Source organism: Luteibacter pinisoli, from assembly GCF_006385595.1.
Lineage (GTDB): Bacteria > Pseudomonadota > Gammaproteobacteria > Xanthomonadales > Rhodanobacteraceae > Luteibacter > Luteibacter pinisoli.
The window spans coordinates 3,128,548-3,142,780 of the sequence record NZ_CP041046.1 but is presented as its reverse complement, the minus strand read 5'-3'; the positions used below and the strand labels follow the sequence as shown (position 1 = coordinate 3,142,780).

General features: G+C 68.8%; 14 protein-coding genes. 5 read left to right on the top strand and 9 right to left on the bottom strand.

All coding sequences use genetic code 11. The annotated features are described in order from the left end of the window. Positions 1-6 precede the first annotated feature (6 nt). The 5 genes from argC to FIV34_RS14275 all read left to right on the top strand — a co-directional run bounded on the left by argC (position 7) and on the right by FIV34_RS14275 (position 6,085). Positions 7-954 (top strand): N-acetyl-gamma-glutamyl-phosphate reductase, encoded by a 948-nt coding sequence (gene argC, locus FIV34_RS14295; RefSeq protein WP_139983851.1) that lies wholly within the window; start codon positions 7-9, stop codon positions 952-954. A 19-nt stretch (positions 955-973) separates the two neighbouring features. Further along, positions 974-2,266, top strand: a complete 1,293-nt coding sequence (locus FIV34_RS14290; protein ID WP_139983849.1) for an argininosuccinate lyase — start codon at positions 974-976, stop codon at positions 2,264-2,266. A gap of 27 nt (positions 2,267-2,293) precedes the next feature. Then, positions 2,294-3,430, top strand: a complete 1,137-nt coding sequence (gene proB, locus FIV34_RS14285) for a glutamate 5-kinase (protein ID WP_139983847.1) — start codon at positions 2,294-2,296, stop codon at positions 3,428-3,430. Continuing rightward, complete coding sequence (locus FIV34_RS14280; RefSeq protein WP_139983845.1) at positions 3,427-4,680, top strand: glutamate-5-semialdehyde dehydrogenase; 1,254 nt, start codon at positions 3,427-3,429, stop codon at positions 4,678-4,680. Before proB ends, FIV34_RS14280 begins: the two co-directional genes overlap by 4 nt. Before the next feature lie 106 nt (positions 4,681-4,786). Then, positions 4,787-6,085 (top strand): TolC family outer membrane protein, encoded by a 1,299-nt coding sequence (locus tag FIV34_RS14275; RefSeq protein ID WP_139983843.1) that lies wholly within the window; start codon positions 4,787-4,789, stop codon positions 6,083-6,085. Between the two features lie 12 nt (positions 6,086-6,097). Here FIV34_RS14275 and FIV34_RS14270 read toward each other — a convergent pair whose 3' ends face one another. From FIV34_RS14270 to FIV34_RS21240, 9 genes are all read right to left on the bottom strand, one after another. After that, positions 6,098-6,799: a hypothetical protein gene (locus tag FIV34_RS14270; protein ID WP_139983841.1), complete on the bottom strand. Its 702-nt coding sequence runs from the start codon at positions 6,797-6,799 to the stop codon at positions 6,098-6,100. Beyond that, positions 6,796-8,076 carry a kynureninase gene (gene kynU / locus FIV34_RS14265; RefSeq protein ID WP_139983839.1) on the bottom strand — a complete coding sequence of 427 codons (1,281 nt, stop codon included), beginning with the start codon at positions 8,074-8,076 and terminating at the stop codon, positions 6,796-6,798. The genes FIV34_RS14270 and kynU overlap by 4 nt, the downstream gene beginning before the upstream one ends. A gap of 20 nt (positions 8,077-8,096) precedes the next feature. Next, positions 8,097-8,597: a hypothetical protein gene (locus tag FIV34_RS14260; RefSeq protein WP_139983837.1), complete on the bottom strand. Its 501-nt coding sequence runs from the start codon at positions 8,595-8,597 to the stop codon at positions 8,097-8,099. Between the two features lie 77 nt (positions 8,598-8,674). After that, the gene (locus tag FIV34_RS14255) at positions 8,675-9,700 is read right to left on the bottom strand and encodes an amidohydrolase family protein (RefSeq protein WP_139983835.1); all 1,026 of its coding nucleotides are present in this window, start codon (positions 9,698-9,700) and stop codon (positions 8,675-8,677) included. A 51-nt stretch (positions 9,701-9,751) separates the two neighbouring features. After that, positions 9,752-11,827, bottom strand: a complete 2,076-nt coding sequence (locus FIV34_RS14250) for an FUSC family protein (RefSeq protein ID WP_139983833.1) — start codon at positions 11,825-11,827, stop codon at positions 9,752-9,754. Between the two features lie 63 nt (positions 11,828-11,890). Next, a complete protein-coding gene (gene efpL, locus FIV34_RS14245; RefSeq protein WP_139983831.1) occupies positions 11,891-12,457 on the bottom strand; it encodes an elongation factor P-like protein EfpL in 567 nt (188 codons plus the stop codon). Positions 12,458-12,486: 29 nt separating this feature from the next. Continuing rightward, positions 12,487-13,254, bottom strand: a complete 768-nt coding sequence (locus FIV34_RS14240) for an SDR family oxidoreductase (protein WP_139983829.1) — start codon at positions 13,252-13,254, stop codon at positions 12,487-12,489. An 87-nt stretch (positions 13,255-13,341) separates the two neighbouring features. Then, positions 13,342-13,914, bottom strand: coding sequence for a GNAT family N-acetyltransferase (locus tag FIV34_RS14235; protein ID WP_139983827.1), 573 nt, complete (start codon positions 13,912-13,914; stop codon positions 13,342-13,344). Next, the gene (locus FIV34_RS21240) at positions 13,911-14,213 is read right to left on the bottom strand and encodes a GNAT family N-acetyltransferase (RefSeq protein ID WP_246058827.1); all 303 of its coding nucleotides are present in this window, start codon (positions 14,211-14,213) and stop codon (positions 13,911-13,913) included. The genes FIV34_RS14235 and FIV34_RS21240 overlap by 4 nt, the downstream gene beginning before the upstream one ends. Positions 14,214-14,233: the final 20 nt, after the last annotated feature.

The following is a 14,233-nucleotide window of genomic DNA, read 5'->3' as shown; positions in this document are numbered from 1 at the left end:
ACGCCCATGGCCAGCAAAACCATCGGTATCGTCGGCGCGCGCGGCCACACGGGCGCCGAGCTGATCCGCCTGATCGCACGGCATCCGTCGCTGGAGCTCGCGTTCGTCTCGTCGCGCGAGCTCGACGGCCAGCGCCTCGCGGACCACAACGACGTGTACAAGGGCGACCTTGCCTACACCAGCCTCGACCCGGCCGCCGTGGCGGCGCAGGGCGCGGACGTGGTGATCCTGGCCCTGCCCAACGGCAAGGCGGCGCCGTACGTCGAGGCTATCGACCAGGCGGGTGGCGACACCGTCATCGTCGATCTCTCGGCGGATTACCGCTTCGACGAGCGCTGGTACTACGGCTTGCCCGAGCTGTACCGAGATCGCTGGCGCGGCGAAAAGCGCATCAGCAACCCGGGGTGCTATGCCACCGCCATCCAGTGCTCGATCGCCCCGATCAAGGACCTGCTCGCCGCGCCGCCCGTGTCCTTCGGCGTGTCGGGTTACTCGGGCGCCGGCACCACGCCGTCCGACCGCAACGATCCGGACAAGCTGCGCGACAACCTCATGCCGTACTCGCTGACCGGGCACATGCATGAGAAAGAGGCGAGCCGCCACCTGGGCCTGCCGGTGGAATTCATGCCGCACGTGGCACCGCATTTCCGTGGCCTCACCGTCACCACCAACCTGTACCTGGCCAAGCAGGCCAAGCGCGAAGACATCGTGCGCCGCTACGAGGCACGCTTCGACGGCGAAAAGCTCATCCATGTCGTGGACGAAGCGCCGTGGGTGAGCCACGTCGCCCACAAGCACCATCTGGAGGTGGGTGGTTTCGCGATGTCCAACGACGGCCGCCGCGTCGTCGTGGTGGCGACGCTGGACAACCTCCTGAAGGGCGCGGCCACCCAGGCCATGCAGAACGTCAACCGCGCGCTGGGCTTCGACGAGCTCACCGCCATTCCGCTCTGAGCGACAAGGACACTGAATCATGACCCAGCCGCTCTGGCAGAAATCGGACACCCAGGTCGACGCGAAGATCATGCGTTTCCTCGCCGGCAACGACGTGGTGCTCGACCGCGAGTTCTTCCTCCATGACATCACCGCCAGCAAGGCGCACGTGGAAGGCCTGGCCAACATCGGCGTGGTCTCCGCGGATGAACGCGATGCGCTGAAGCGCGAGCTCGATGCACTGGCGGCGGATTTCTCCGCCGGCGCCTTCGTCCTGGACGACCGCTTCGAAGACGGCCACTCGGCCATCGAAGCCCGCCTCACCGAGCGCCTGGGCGATGCGGGCCGCCGCGTGCACACCGGCCGCAGCCGCAACGACCAGATCCTGGTGGCGACGCGCCTGTGGCTGAAGGAGAAGCTGGCGACGCTGGAAGCGCTGTGCCGCCGCATCGCCGAGGTCTGCCTCGAGCGTGCCGCGGGTGATGCGCTGCCGATGCCGGGATATACGCACATCCAGCGTGCCGTCGTCTCGTCCACGGGCATGTGGTTCGCCGCCTTTGCCGAAGCCTTCATCGACAACACGCTGCGCGCCCGCCAGGCGCGCGTGCTGATCGATGCCAACCCGCTGGGCACCGCGGCCGGCTACGGCGTGAACGTGGGCCTGGACCGTGCGCACACCACGCAGGCGCTTGGCTTTGCGCGCATGCAGGTCTCGCCGATCTACGCCCAGCTCTCGCGCGGCAAGTTCGAGATGGCCGCGCTCGACGCCGTCGGCACGGCGCTCCTCGACACACGCCGCCTCGCGTGGGACCTGTCGCTGTTCACCACGGCCGAGTTCGATTTCGTAAAGCTGCCGTCGGAGTACACCACCGGCTCGTCGATCATGCCGAACAAACGCAACCCGGACGTCGTGGAGCTGCTGCGTGCCAGTTACGCCTCGGTGGCCGCCGCGCGTACGGAGATCGAACAGCTGCTGTCGCTGCCGTCGGGCTACCAGCGCGACCTGCAGTTCTCCAAGGGTTCCCTGTTCCATGGCTTCTCCATGGGCCTTGGTGCGCTGGAACTGTTGCCGGACATGCTGGCCCGCTTCGAGTGGAAGGCCGACAGGATGCGCGCCGCGATCGAGCCGGCGATGTATGCCACGGACGTGGCCATCGAGCAGGCGGTCGCCGGCGTGCCGTTCCGCGACGCCTACCGGGCCGCGGCCGAAACCGCGGCGTCCGCCGGCGAAGGTCGTTCGCCCGAATCCAGCCTCGCCGCCCGCACGTCACCCGGTGCAGGCCACGACCTGATGCTGGATACGCTGCGCGAGCGTCTCGCCAACATGGCCTGACGTTCCACGCGAGCCGAGGGAGGTGCGATGGCAGCGGGCTTCACCGAACAACCCCTACCCACGTGGCGCCGTGCGGTGCTTAAGGTCGGCAGCAGCCTGCTGACGACCCCGGACGGCGCGCTGACCGGCCGGCACGCCGATGCGCTCGCGGCATTTGTCGCCGCGAGCCGCCGGGCGGGCAGGGAAGTGGTCATCGTGTCCTCCGGCGCCGTCGCCGCCGGCCGGGGCCTGGCGACGCCGGAACGTGGCGCGGGGCTCACGGGCCGCCAGGCGCTTGCCGCCCTCGGCCAGACCCGTCTTATCGCCCTGTGGCAAACCTTCTTCGATGCCCCCGTGGCCCAGGTACTGCTCACCCACGACGACCTGCGCAACCGGCGGCGCTACCTCAACGCGCGCAGCACCCTGCGCGAGCTGCTGGCGATCGGCGCCATCCCGGTCATCAACGAAAACGACACCGTGGCCGTCGACGAGCTGAAGCTCGGCGACAACGACAACCTCGCGGCGATCGTGGCCGCGCTGGTGGATGCGGACGTGCTCTTCATTGCCTCCGACATCGCCGGCCTTTACACCGCCAATCCGCGTACCGATCCCGATGCCGCCCCCGTGATGGAGGTGGCCGAGGTCACGCCCGAACACCTCGCCAGCGCGGGCGGGGCCGGCACCGTCGCAGGCACCGGAGGCATGCGCACGAAGCTCGACGCCGCGATCAAGGCGGCCGCGGCGGGCATCGAGACGGTGCTGTTCGATGGCCGCGATGCGGCCTGCCTGGGGCGTCTGGCCGACGGCGCCCTCGTCGGTACCCGCCTGCGTGCGCCACGCTCACGCCTGGCGGCCCGCAAGTACTGGCTACGCCACGCGCCGTCGGCAGGGCGCGTGACGGTGGACCCAGGCGCCGTGGACGCCCTGCGTGGGCGCGGCGCCTCCCTGCTCCCCGGTGGGGTCGTCGACGCCGTGGGCGACTTCGCCCGCGGCGATGTCGTCGAGATCCTCGCGGGCGGTGAGCCGTTCGCCCGCGGTATCGCCCAGTACGGGGCGACGGACGTTCGTCGCATCGCCAGGCGCCACACCCGTGACATCGAGGCCGTGCTGGGCTACAGCTATGGCGAGACCATCGTCCACCGCGACGACCTGGTCGTCCTCCCCGACGCCGCGAGGTTGCCGTGACCCTTCTGCGAGACCAGGCGCTGGCCTGCCGCGACGCCGCACCGGCGATCGCCGCGCTCGATACCGCCGCGAAGCAGCGCCTGCTTCATCGCATGGCAGATGCGTTGCTCGCCGATACGGCGCTGGTGCTGGCGGCCAACGCGATCGACATGGCCGCCGCGCAGCAGAACGGCACCAGCACCGCGATGCTCGACCGCCTGCGCCTCGACGCGGGCCGGCTCACGGCGGTGGCCGAGGCGATGCGCCATGTCGCCGGACTGCCGGATCCCGTTGGCCTCGTCACCCGCCGCGAAACTCGCCCGAATGGCATCACCGTCGAGCGCGTGCGCATCCCGCTGGGGGTGATCGCGATGATCTACGAGGCACGCCCCAACGTCACCGCCGACGCGGCCGCGCTGTGCCTGATGGCCGGCAACGCGGCGATCCTGCGCGGCGGTTCCGACGCCATGCATTCCAATCTCGCCATCGCCGCCGCGTTGCGCCGGGCCCTGCGCGAGGAGGGACTGCCCGAGGCCGTCGTCACCGTCATCGATGACCCGGGCCGGGATGCGATGGTGGAACTGCTGCAGCTCACCGATATTGTCGACCTCGCCATACCGCGCGGCGGCGAAGGCCTGATTCGCTTTGTCGCCGAACATGCGCGCGTGCCCGTGATCAAGCACTACAAGGGTGTGTGCCACCTCTACGTCGACAGGGATGCCGACGAGACGCTGGCCCTCGACCTGCTCATCGATGGCAAGACCAGCCGCCCCGGCGTGTGCAACGCGCTAGAGACGCTACTCGTCCACCACGACATCGCGGCGTCGTTCATCCCCAAGGCCGTCGCCGCGCTGCACGCGCGCGGCGTGGAGGTGCGCGGTGACGACGCCACGCGCATCCTCGCCCCTGAGGTCCGCGTTGCGACCGATGACGACTACGCCGCCGAGTTCCTCGATCTCGTCATCGCCATGCGCGTGGTGCCGGATATCGACGACGCCATCACCCACATCCGCCGCTTCGGTTCGGATCACACCGAAGTCATCGCCACCTGCGACAGCGCCGCCGCCGATCGCTTCGTGAAAGCGCTGCGTTCGGCCGTGGTCATGGTCAACGCCTCATCGCGCTTCAGCGATGGCGGCGAGCTGGGCCTGGGCGCGGAAATCGGCATTTCCACCACACGCCTGCACGCCTACGGGCCGATGGGCGCCGAGTCGCTGACCGTGGAGCGGTTTGTCGTGCGCGGGGAAGGGCAGACGCGACATCCCGTGTAACGCGTTCGGCGTTCGCCTACACACCCAGGCGACATCCCCTGATGCCGGGCCTCGTCCGCTGACGTCACCATGGCGCCTGCGAAGGATGCACGGATGAACCGAAGTGATGTACGCAAGGCTGCTCGTAGCCGCGGTGGCGCTCACGGCCACGCCGTCGATGGCGCGCGGCGTCGACCTGCTTGACGTGTACCGCCTCGCGCTGGCGAGCGATCCCGTGGTCGCCCAGGCCAGGGCCGATCATAGGGCTGCGTTAGAGCGTGCGAGGCAAGGCTCGGGATTGTTCGCGCCGCAGCTTTCCTTGCAGATGTCATGGCAGCAGAAGCAGCCTTACCCTTCGCCTGTGCACGGGCGGGCCACGGGGCTCTATCGCCAACGTTCCCTTGCGTTGACGCTCAACCAAAGGATCATCGATAGGCCAGCACAATGGGATGGCGCGGCAACACGCGAGGAGGCGGCCGCCGCAGCGGTGCAGCTGGAGGCGGAGACGCAGAAACTGAGGCTAAGGGTCGCCGAAGCGTACTTCGCCGTCCTGGCCACCGAGGACGCACTGCGGCTGACGGAAGCGAAGGCTCGCGTGATGAAGGATCAGGTCGATCTCGCGGCGCGGCGCGTTGACGTGGGTCTGGCGGCGGTGACTGAATCCTACGAGGCAGGCACCGTTTACGCCGCGGCCGCCGTCGACGTGACGAACGCGAGGATCGCCGCGGCGGATTCGCGCGAGGCCCTGATCCAACTCACGGGAAAGGATGTGGGTGCCTTGAAGGTGCTGGGACCCCACGACCCTGCCGACGAGCGCATGGTTTCGGTGCCCGTTGCGCGCTCACCACGCGTCGCAGCGGCGGAGCATCGCGTTGCCGCTGCACAGCATCGTTTGGCCGGTGCGCGCGCGGGCCGGCTACCAACACTGGGCTTTCAGGCCAGCTACGGTGGGACAACCGCCTGGGCGGTCCATGCACCGCTCGCGGCGCTGCCTCGCCACAACGGCCGTCGGGCCCTGACGGTGCGCCTCACGCTGAAGGTGCCGCTGTTCGGCGGAACAGCCGACGCATCGCGTGTGAGCCGTGCCATCCATCAACACGATGTCGCACAGAGCGCCCTGGAATCGATGCGACGCGACGTGCTGCGTGGCACCCGTAGCAGCCTTCGCGCCGTGGATGTCGGCCGCCTGCGCGTCGACGCCCTCGCGGCAGCTGTCGCCTCCGCCGAAACGGCTTGCGAGGTGACCCGCGCCGGGCTTGCCGTGGGTACCCGGAATTTCGCGGATGTACTCGCGGCAGAGACACGCCTCGCGGCGGCGAGGATGACGTACTCAAAAGCGCGGCATGCTTCGGCGGCGGACACGTTGCGCGCGGCCTACGAACAGGGCTCTCTCACGGACCTCATGCTTGCCGACGCGTCGCGGTAACGTCGCGTGGGCTTAAGCCAGCGTCCCCAGCCCCGCAAGCAACCGACCCGACACATCACGCATCACGGCCCACGACTGCTTCAACGCGTCCAAGAACTGGCTTCGATCCAGTGCCAACGTCTCCAGTCGCCCACCTTCCTCCGGCGCAAACTCCACCAGCAACCGCTCGCCGTCGATCCACGACTGCGTGCCGACGAAGAACTCGGGGTCGTCGTACTTCGATGCCCCTACGCCGCGAGGCATGGCAAACGCCGTCCGTCCCTCGCGCGGTGCGTGGGTCAGAAGGTCCACGGCGACCTCGTACGAGCCATCACCCGGGTCGAGGTCCAGGGGGACGCGGTCGAGCTCACGGCCGAGGAAGAGTTCGATGCTCCCGTGGATGGCGACGTGCTTCGCGTGGTCATCCATGCGCGCGGCCTTGTTCGCCAGGACGCTCCGAAGATTGGCGGCGTACTGATCGGTGATCCCGGGGTGGTCCTGCAGCCAGCGGCTACTGACGTCGACCAGCGCGACGCGGTGGCCTGCGTTCGTCGCCTCGATGCCGGGGTGGCGGACGCCGTCGGGGAGGTCAGGCAGCTGGACGGGCAGGCCGCCGGCCTGGATGCCGAACAGCGTGCGCCCGGGCACGAGGCGCAACCAATGGGTCGTCGCCTGCATGGCAAAGCCGTCGCCGCGTTCGACGTAGGGCGGTGCGTAAAGGTCGCCGGCGCTCATGCCTGGCTCGCGCGCCAGGCCTCGATGGCTTCCACGGCGCCGAGGCAATCGGCATAGCGGTTGTACAACGGCGTGGGCGAGAGGCGGATGACATCGGGTTCGCGCCAGTCGCCGATGACGCCGTTCTGCTCGAGGTAGGTGAACAGCGCACGCCCGGCGTCACGGCCGGCACGCACGCGCACGGAAAGCTGCGCGCCGCGCTGGGCGGGATCATTCGGCGTGACGATATCCAGCGTGTCGTCCAGCCGCGTGCGGATCAGCCAGTCGAGGTAGGCGGTGAGGCGCCGGCTCTTTTCCACCAGGCGCGGCATGCCGGCGCGGGTGAACACATCCAGCGACGCGCGCAGCGGCGCGAGCGCCAGGATCGGCGGGTTGGAGAGCTGCCAGCCGTCGGCGCCCGGCGTGGGCACGAACTGAGGGCCCATCTGGAAACGCGTGGACTTGTCGTGGCCCCACCAGCCGGCGAAGCGCGGCACGTCCGCCTGGGCATGGCGCTCGTGGACGAAGGCGCCGGCGACCGCGCCCGGGCCCGCGTTGAGGTACTTGTACGTGCACCACACGGCGAAGTCGGCGCCGGTGTCGTGCAGGGTGAGCGGCAGGTTGCCGGCGGCATGCGCCAGGTCAAACCCGACCATGCAGCCCGCCGCGTGGCCGAGCTCGACAATGCGGTTCAGGTCGAAGACCTGGCCGGTGCGGTACTGGATGCCCGGCAGCAGGATCAGCGCCACGCGCGAGCCGTGCTCCGCGATGGCCGCTTCGATGGCGTCCATCGACAACGTGCCGCCCGGGCCATCCGGCTGCAGTTCGATCAGGTCGGTGGCGGGGTCGAAGCCGTGGAAACGCACCTGCGATTCGAGGGCGTAGCGGTCGGTCGGGAACGCACCGGCTTCCATCAGGATGGCGGGGCGCCCCTTTGTCGGCCGGTAGAAGCTGACCATCATAAGGTGCAGGTTCACGCCCAGCGTGTTCATCGCGACCACTTCGAGCGGCTTCGCGCCGACCACCTCAGCCATCGCGTCGCGCACGTACTCGTGGTAGTGCATCCACGGCGAGCGGCCGCGGAAATGGGCTTCGACGGCCAGCTCCGACCAGTCATGCAGTTCGGCTTCGATCGCCGCGCGTACACCCTTCGGCTGGAGCCCCAGCGAGTTGCCGCAGAAGTACAGCGTGTCCGCGCCGTGGTGCGGCGGAATGTGGAACTCGTCGCGGAAGCGGCGGAGCGGGTCGGCGGCGTCCTGGGCATCGGCCCAGGCGCGGGTGGCTTCAAAACCGTTCATTGCGGTACAACCTGGCGCTTTTAGTTAGGCAAGGAGCTGGCGACGTCCGCACAACCCTTGTCGAAGGTAGCACTGAACTTCGCATCGCCGTCGGGGCGGATGCAGCGCACCTGGATGGCATAGCCGTTGGTGAAGAGATAGCGCTCGTAGTAAGCGAGCTTCGTCGTGCCTTCCTTCGCGGAATAGATGTTTTCCGTCGGCGACTTCGGCGTGCCCGGCGCGTAATCCTTCAGGCTGGTGGCGCGGCTGCGCATGTCACCGGAGAACTGCTGGAAGGCGCGCAGGTCGGGCACTTTCTTCAGCGTCACCGTGACGCGCGACAGGGTGGCGTCGGCATGGCTGGAGCCCGGCACCTGGAATACCTGCGATTCGGTCTCGCCGCTGGACTGCATGATCATGGTCCAGCTTTCCGGCACGCTGAAATGGATCACGCCATCGGCCATGGCCACGTCGGTAGCGCCGGCGGCGGGCGCCGCCAGGACGAGCGCAAACGGAAGAGCACGCAGCAACTTGCGAAGCATCGGTCGGTATCCCCCTGGAAGTCTTGCCATTTTGGCATATCGGCCGTGACCCGGCCGCGACGGCGGTGTGCGCCGCGTCACGCCACGGCAGCAACAGGCTGGAATCGGCTGAGCGGAACGCCCAGCCACTCCAGCGCCGTGCCGTGGAACAGGCGGGCGCGGGTGGCGTCGTCCAGGCCGAGGGCCTCGATGCCGCTGCCGGGCTCCTGCTCGCCCAGGGGGAAGGGGTAGTCGGTGCCCAGCATCACGCGTTCGCTGCCCACCGTATCGAGCAGGAAGCGCAGCGCCGCGTCGTCGTGCACGCAGGAGTCGAAGAACAGCCGGCTGAAGTAGTCGCGCGGGTTGCGTGCGTTGTCCGTGGCGACCAGGTCCGGGCGCATGCGGAAGCCGTGTTCGATGCGGCCGATGGAGTAGGGGAAGCTGCCGCCACCATGGGCGAGCATCACCTTCAGGTCCGGCAGGCGTTCAAGCACGCCGCCGAAGATCAGCGAGCAGGCCGCGCGCGACTGCTCCGCCGGCATGCCCACCAGCCATGGCAGCCAGTACTTGGGCATGGTGTCGGTGCCCATCATGTCCCACGGGTGCACCAGGACGGCGGCGCCCAGGTCGGCAGCGGCCTCGAAGAACGGGAAGAGCTCCGGCGCGTCCAGGTTCCAGTCGTTGCAATGCGAACCGATCTGCACGCCCTGCAGGCCCAGTTCGCCGATGCAGCGCTCCATCTCACGGATGGCGAGGTCGGGCGATTGCAGCGGGACGGTGCCGATGCCCGCGTAGTGGCGCGGTCGCGCTTCGCAGGCGGCGGCCATGTCGTCGTTGAGGTGGGTGTGCAGCTCCAGCGCCTGGTAGCCCTTGGCCCAGTACGAGAACATCACCGGCACCGTCGACACCACCTGGACGCCGACGCCGAAGCGGGCGTAGTCCGCGATCCGGTGGTCGATGTCGAAGGCGGATTCCCAGACTTCGCGGAAGAATTTGCCGCCGCGATAGATGCGGTGGTGGCCGCCGCTGTGCGTCATGACCGGAAAGCGGTCGTCGCCGAAGCGAGAGGCCAGATCGGGCCAGTCGCGGGGCAGGATGTGCGCGTGGGTATCGATCTTCAGCATGGCCCGAGTGTAGGGCTGGCCGGGGCGGGACGCCTCTGGCAGTGCAGCAACTCAGGCCGGGGCGGTGCTGCGGCGGGTGACCACGTGGGCGATGGTGTCGACGTTGTCGGTGAGCCGGTCGGTGAGGCGGGCGACGGCGTCGGCCAGCGCGCGGTCGGGCGTGCGCGCCAGGGCGTCCACCAGGGCGCGCTGGTGCTCGCGCAGGCCGGGCGGCGTGGTCACCGGCTCGGCGTGGGTCAGCGCCTGGCCCTGGCGGCGCAGTTCCTGTGACGCCTCCCTGATGAAGGGGCCGACATGCTCCCACTCCGGCGGCGTCTCCCCGGATTCGATCAGCGCTTCGAGGGTCATGCCGGTACGGGCCACGCGGTTGCCGTTGGCGTAGAGGGTCTCGGCCAGTTCCTGCAGCACGGCCGGCGTGCCCGGTTCGGCACGCATGCGGTCCACCGACGCCTGGGCATTGGTGCGTGCGGTGCGCGTGGCGCTGCGTACTTCCTGGCGTCGGCGCGGATCGGCCGGCGCGACGAGGGCGTCGAGGTAGTCGGCATAAGCGCACAGCATTTCCGACAGGGCCGTGCGTGCGCGGTGCCGTTCCCACGAGGGCCACAGCACGTAGGCGAGCAAGGCCATCGCGCTGCCGAGTGCCGTATTCAGCACGCGGTCGCTCATCGCATTGAACGGGTCCACGCCTTCGAAGGAGAGCAGCACGACGACGGTGCCGGTCAGTGCCGCGACGGCGATCCCGTAGTGCGCCCCGGCCAGGTAGCGGAACGCGACGCAAAGCAGGGTCATCACCGTGAGATGGGCCCAGACCACGTCAGGCGTCAGCCGCAGGAGGAAGGTGGTGAGCATCAGGCCCAGCACGGTGCCGACGACACGCAGCAGGCCGAAGTTGAACGTGGCAGCGAAGTCCGGGCGCAGCACGATGGCGGCCGTCATTGGCAGCCAGTAGCCGTGCGGCAAGGCGAAGTACCGCGAGACGACAACGGCGAGGGTGAGCACCACCGCGCAGCGCACGGCATGCCGGAAGGCCACCGAATGCGGCGTCAGGTTGGCGCGGATCGTCGCCAGCGGCGAGGTACTGCGCAGTGTTTCCGGCAGGATGGTTTCTTCGCGTTGCGCGCGTTCTTCGCCGCGGCTGCCGGCCCAGTTGGTGTTACGCACCACGGCGGCGAGCTGGCCGGAGAGCGCCTGGATGTGGGCGGTGAGGCCCATGCCGGTGGCGCCGGCGGAGAGCAGGGCGCGCTCGCTGGCCTGCAGGGTCGCCAGCGCACGCTGCGCGCGCTCCGGCGGCTCGGCGGCATCCAGCGCGGCGGCGGTGGCGCGGAGCACCCGCGCGGCATCGGTGCGGAACATCTCGCCCATGCCGTCGCGCCGGGTTTCCAGTTCGGCCATGGCAACGAGTTCGAGGCGCACGCGCTCGGCCAGTTCCAGCAACACGCGGAACGCTTCCATCGCGCGGCCGCGTGCGTGGTGCCGGCCGAGCAGGGTGGTCTGCAGGTCGTTCATCGCCTCGGTGAGTACGGGCGCTTCGCCTTCCTTCAGCGGCTGGGCCGCCAGGTCGGCCAGGCCGCGATAGACGCTGGCCAGGGCCCGGCGCTCGGGCAGGTAGCGTTGCAGGGGCCACGCGGCGATGGAGAACACGGCCAGCAACATGCCGCCGGCAAAAATCGAGGCGAACCCGCCGAGGGCGCCACGCCAGTCCGTGGGGACGGCGGCGCAGATGACGAGCAGCAGCATGCTGGTCATGCCGACGCGCGCGAGGTCCGGCCCGAACACGACGAGCAGGCCGCCGAAGAAGCCGCACACGATGCAGGCGAAGGCCATGGGCACGACGTGGCTGCCGATGAGGAAGCCCACCAGGCCGGCGACGCCCGCCGAAAGTGCCGCGAGGAACAGCCGGCTCAGCCGCTGCTGGTACGGGCCGGGCTGGTCGGAAAACATGGTGTCGAGCGCACCGGCGGCGATGCCGATGCCGGCCTGCGGGTAGCCCGCATAGATGCCGATGGCGAGCGGCAGGATCACCGCCGCGGTGTTGCGCAAGGCCACGCGCACGGGGACATCGGGACGCTTCGTCCGGATCAGCGTATCGATGACGCTGGCGCGAAGCGAATAACCGTTACTCATGATGGCGTGGGCTTGCCTTCCTCACAACGCGGGGCGGAAGGCATGACGCATTCCGCCCCGCGGCGATCACGAGGCGCGGCCCGAGAATTCACCGGTGAGGGTGTTCACCGTCACCTTCTCGCCGTTGGTGATGTACTCCGGCACCTGGATCTCGATGCCGGTGTTGAGCCTGGCCGGCTTGTTGCGCTTGGTGGCGCTGGAGCCCTTCATTTCCGGCGCGGTGTCGACCACCACCAGCACGACGCTGCTGGGTACCTGCAGGCCCACCGGTGCATCGTCGATGACCTGGATGTAGTAGCCCTCGGCATCTTCGACCACGTAGCCGGAGTTGTCGCCGACGACGGCGGCGTCCAGCGTGTACTGGGTGTAGTCCTCGTCGTCCATGAAGACGAAGGCCTCGCCATCCATGTACGAGAACTTCGCGGCGCGGCGGAGCAGGTCGACTTCCTTCAGTTCATCGTCGGCACGGATGCTGAGGTCGAACTTGCGGTTGCCCGGGACACTGTAGAGCGTGAAGCGGTAGGTGATGTTGCCGCCGCGCGCGCTGGGCGAGCTGCGTTCGATATCACGCACCTGGTACACGGTGCCGTCGTTCTCGACGACATTTCCCTTCTTTACGTCGGATGCTTTCATGGCTTCGATGCTGTTTTTTTTTGAGGAGATTATTTCGGGGCGAGACGCACGGCGCCATCGAGGCGGATGGTTTCGCCGTTGATATAGCGGCTGGTGACGAGGAAGGCCACCGTGTCGGCGAACTCTTCCGGCTTGCCCAGGCGCGACGGGAACGGAATGGAGGCGGAGAGCGACTCCTGCACCTGCGGCGGCATGCCGTCGACCATCGGGGTCCAGAAGATGCCCGGGGCGATGGTGTTCACGCGGATGCCGAAGCGCGACAGCTCGCGCGCCATCGGCAGGGTCATGCCGACGACACCACCCTTGGAGGCGGAGTAGGCGGCCTGGCCGATCTGGCCTTCGTACGCGGCGACCGACGCGGTGTTGATGATCACGCCGCGCTCGCCGTCGTCACCGGCGGCGTTCGCCTGCATCAGCTGCGCCGCGGCCTTGGCCACGTTGAAGCTGCCGACGAGGTTCACCATGACGGTGGTGGCGAACGTGGACAACGGCATCGGGCCTTCCTTGCCGAGCACGCGGCCGGCACCGAGGATGCCCGCGCAGTTCACCACGACGTTGAGGCCACCCATGGCCTGCGCCGCGGCGGCGACATTGGCGGCGACGCCTTCTTCGGAGGTGACGTCGGTGCGCTGGAAGGTGGCGTGTGCACCGAGGGCGGCGGCAGCGGCCTGGCCCTTCTCCTCGTTGACGTCGAAGAGGGCGACCTTGCCGCCGGCGGCGACGAGGCGCTGGGCAACGGCATGGCCGAGACCGGATGCGCCGCCGGTGATGACGGCCCTGACCTGTTCGAGCTGCATGAAAACTCCGGGGATGACGGGGTAAAGGCGCTCAGTTTAGCGGAGCGGCCGGGCAGGGCGCTGCCGCAGTGCCGCAAAACAGCGCGCTTATCCGTGGCGGCCGAGGAGATCGGCGAGGCCACCTTGTTCGGCGAGGCCGGCAAAGGGCACGACCGGCGTCGGCGGCACCGCCGGTTCGCTCATGAACTTGCTCCACACGCCCACGTCCCACCAGCGGCCGAGTTTGTAGCCGGCCTTGGGCCAGACGCCCGCGGGGGCGAAGCCCATGGCCTCGTGCATGGCCACGCTGGTATCGCCGGGGAGGGTGATGACGCCCACGGCCTGGTTGATGCCCTGGCGATGCATGGCCTCGAGCAGTACGCCGTAAAGCGTGCGCGCGATGCCGCGGCGACGGGCTTTTTCGTGCACGTAGATCGAGGTCTCGGCGATCCAGTCGTAGGCGGAGCGCTCGCGGAAGCGGCCGGCGTAGGCGTAAGCCACGACCTCGCCCTGCTCCTCCCACACCAGCCACGGATGGTTCTGCAGGCGCGCGCGGATGCGTTCGCGCATCGCGGCTTCGCCGGGCAGTTCGGTTTCGAAGGTGATGACGCTGGATTCCACCACCGGTGCGTAGATGGCGTGGCAGGCGGCGGCGTCGGCGTCGGTGGCAATGCGGATCACAGGGGTTTTTCCATGAAGATGCTTCCGGGGTGCGCGCGATGATCGCCGAAGGGCGGGCAGCGCCGATAGCCCGAACGCTCATAAAGCTCGATCGATTCCAGCTGCGCCGTGCCGGTTTCCAGCCGCACGAGGCGGCCGCCGGCGCTGCGCACCTGTTTCTCCAGCGCTTCCAGCATCTGCTTGCCCAGGCCCATGCCGCGGCAGGCCGGCAGCACGTACATGTATTTCAGTTCCACGTAGTCGCCCAGGTCCAGTCCTGCGCCGCAGGCGAGCGCGGTGCCGTCCACGCGGGCGGTCATGAAGGTGACGTGCGGGCGCT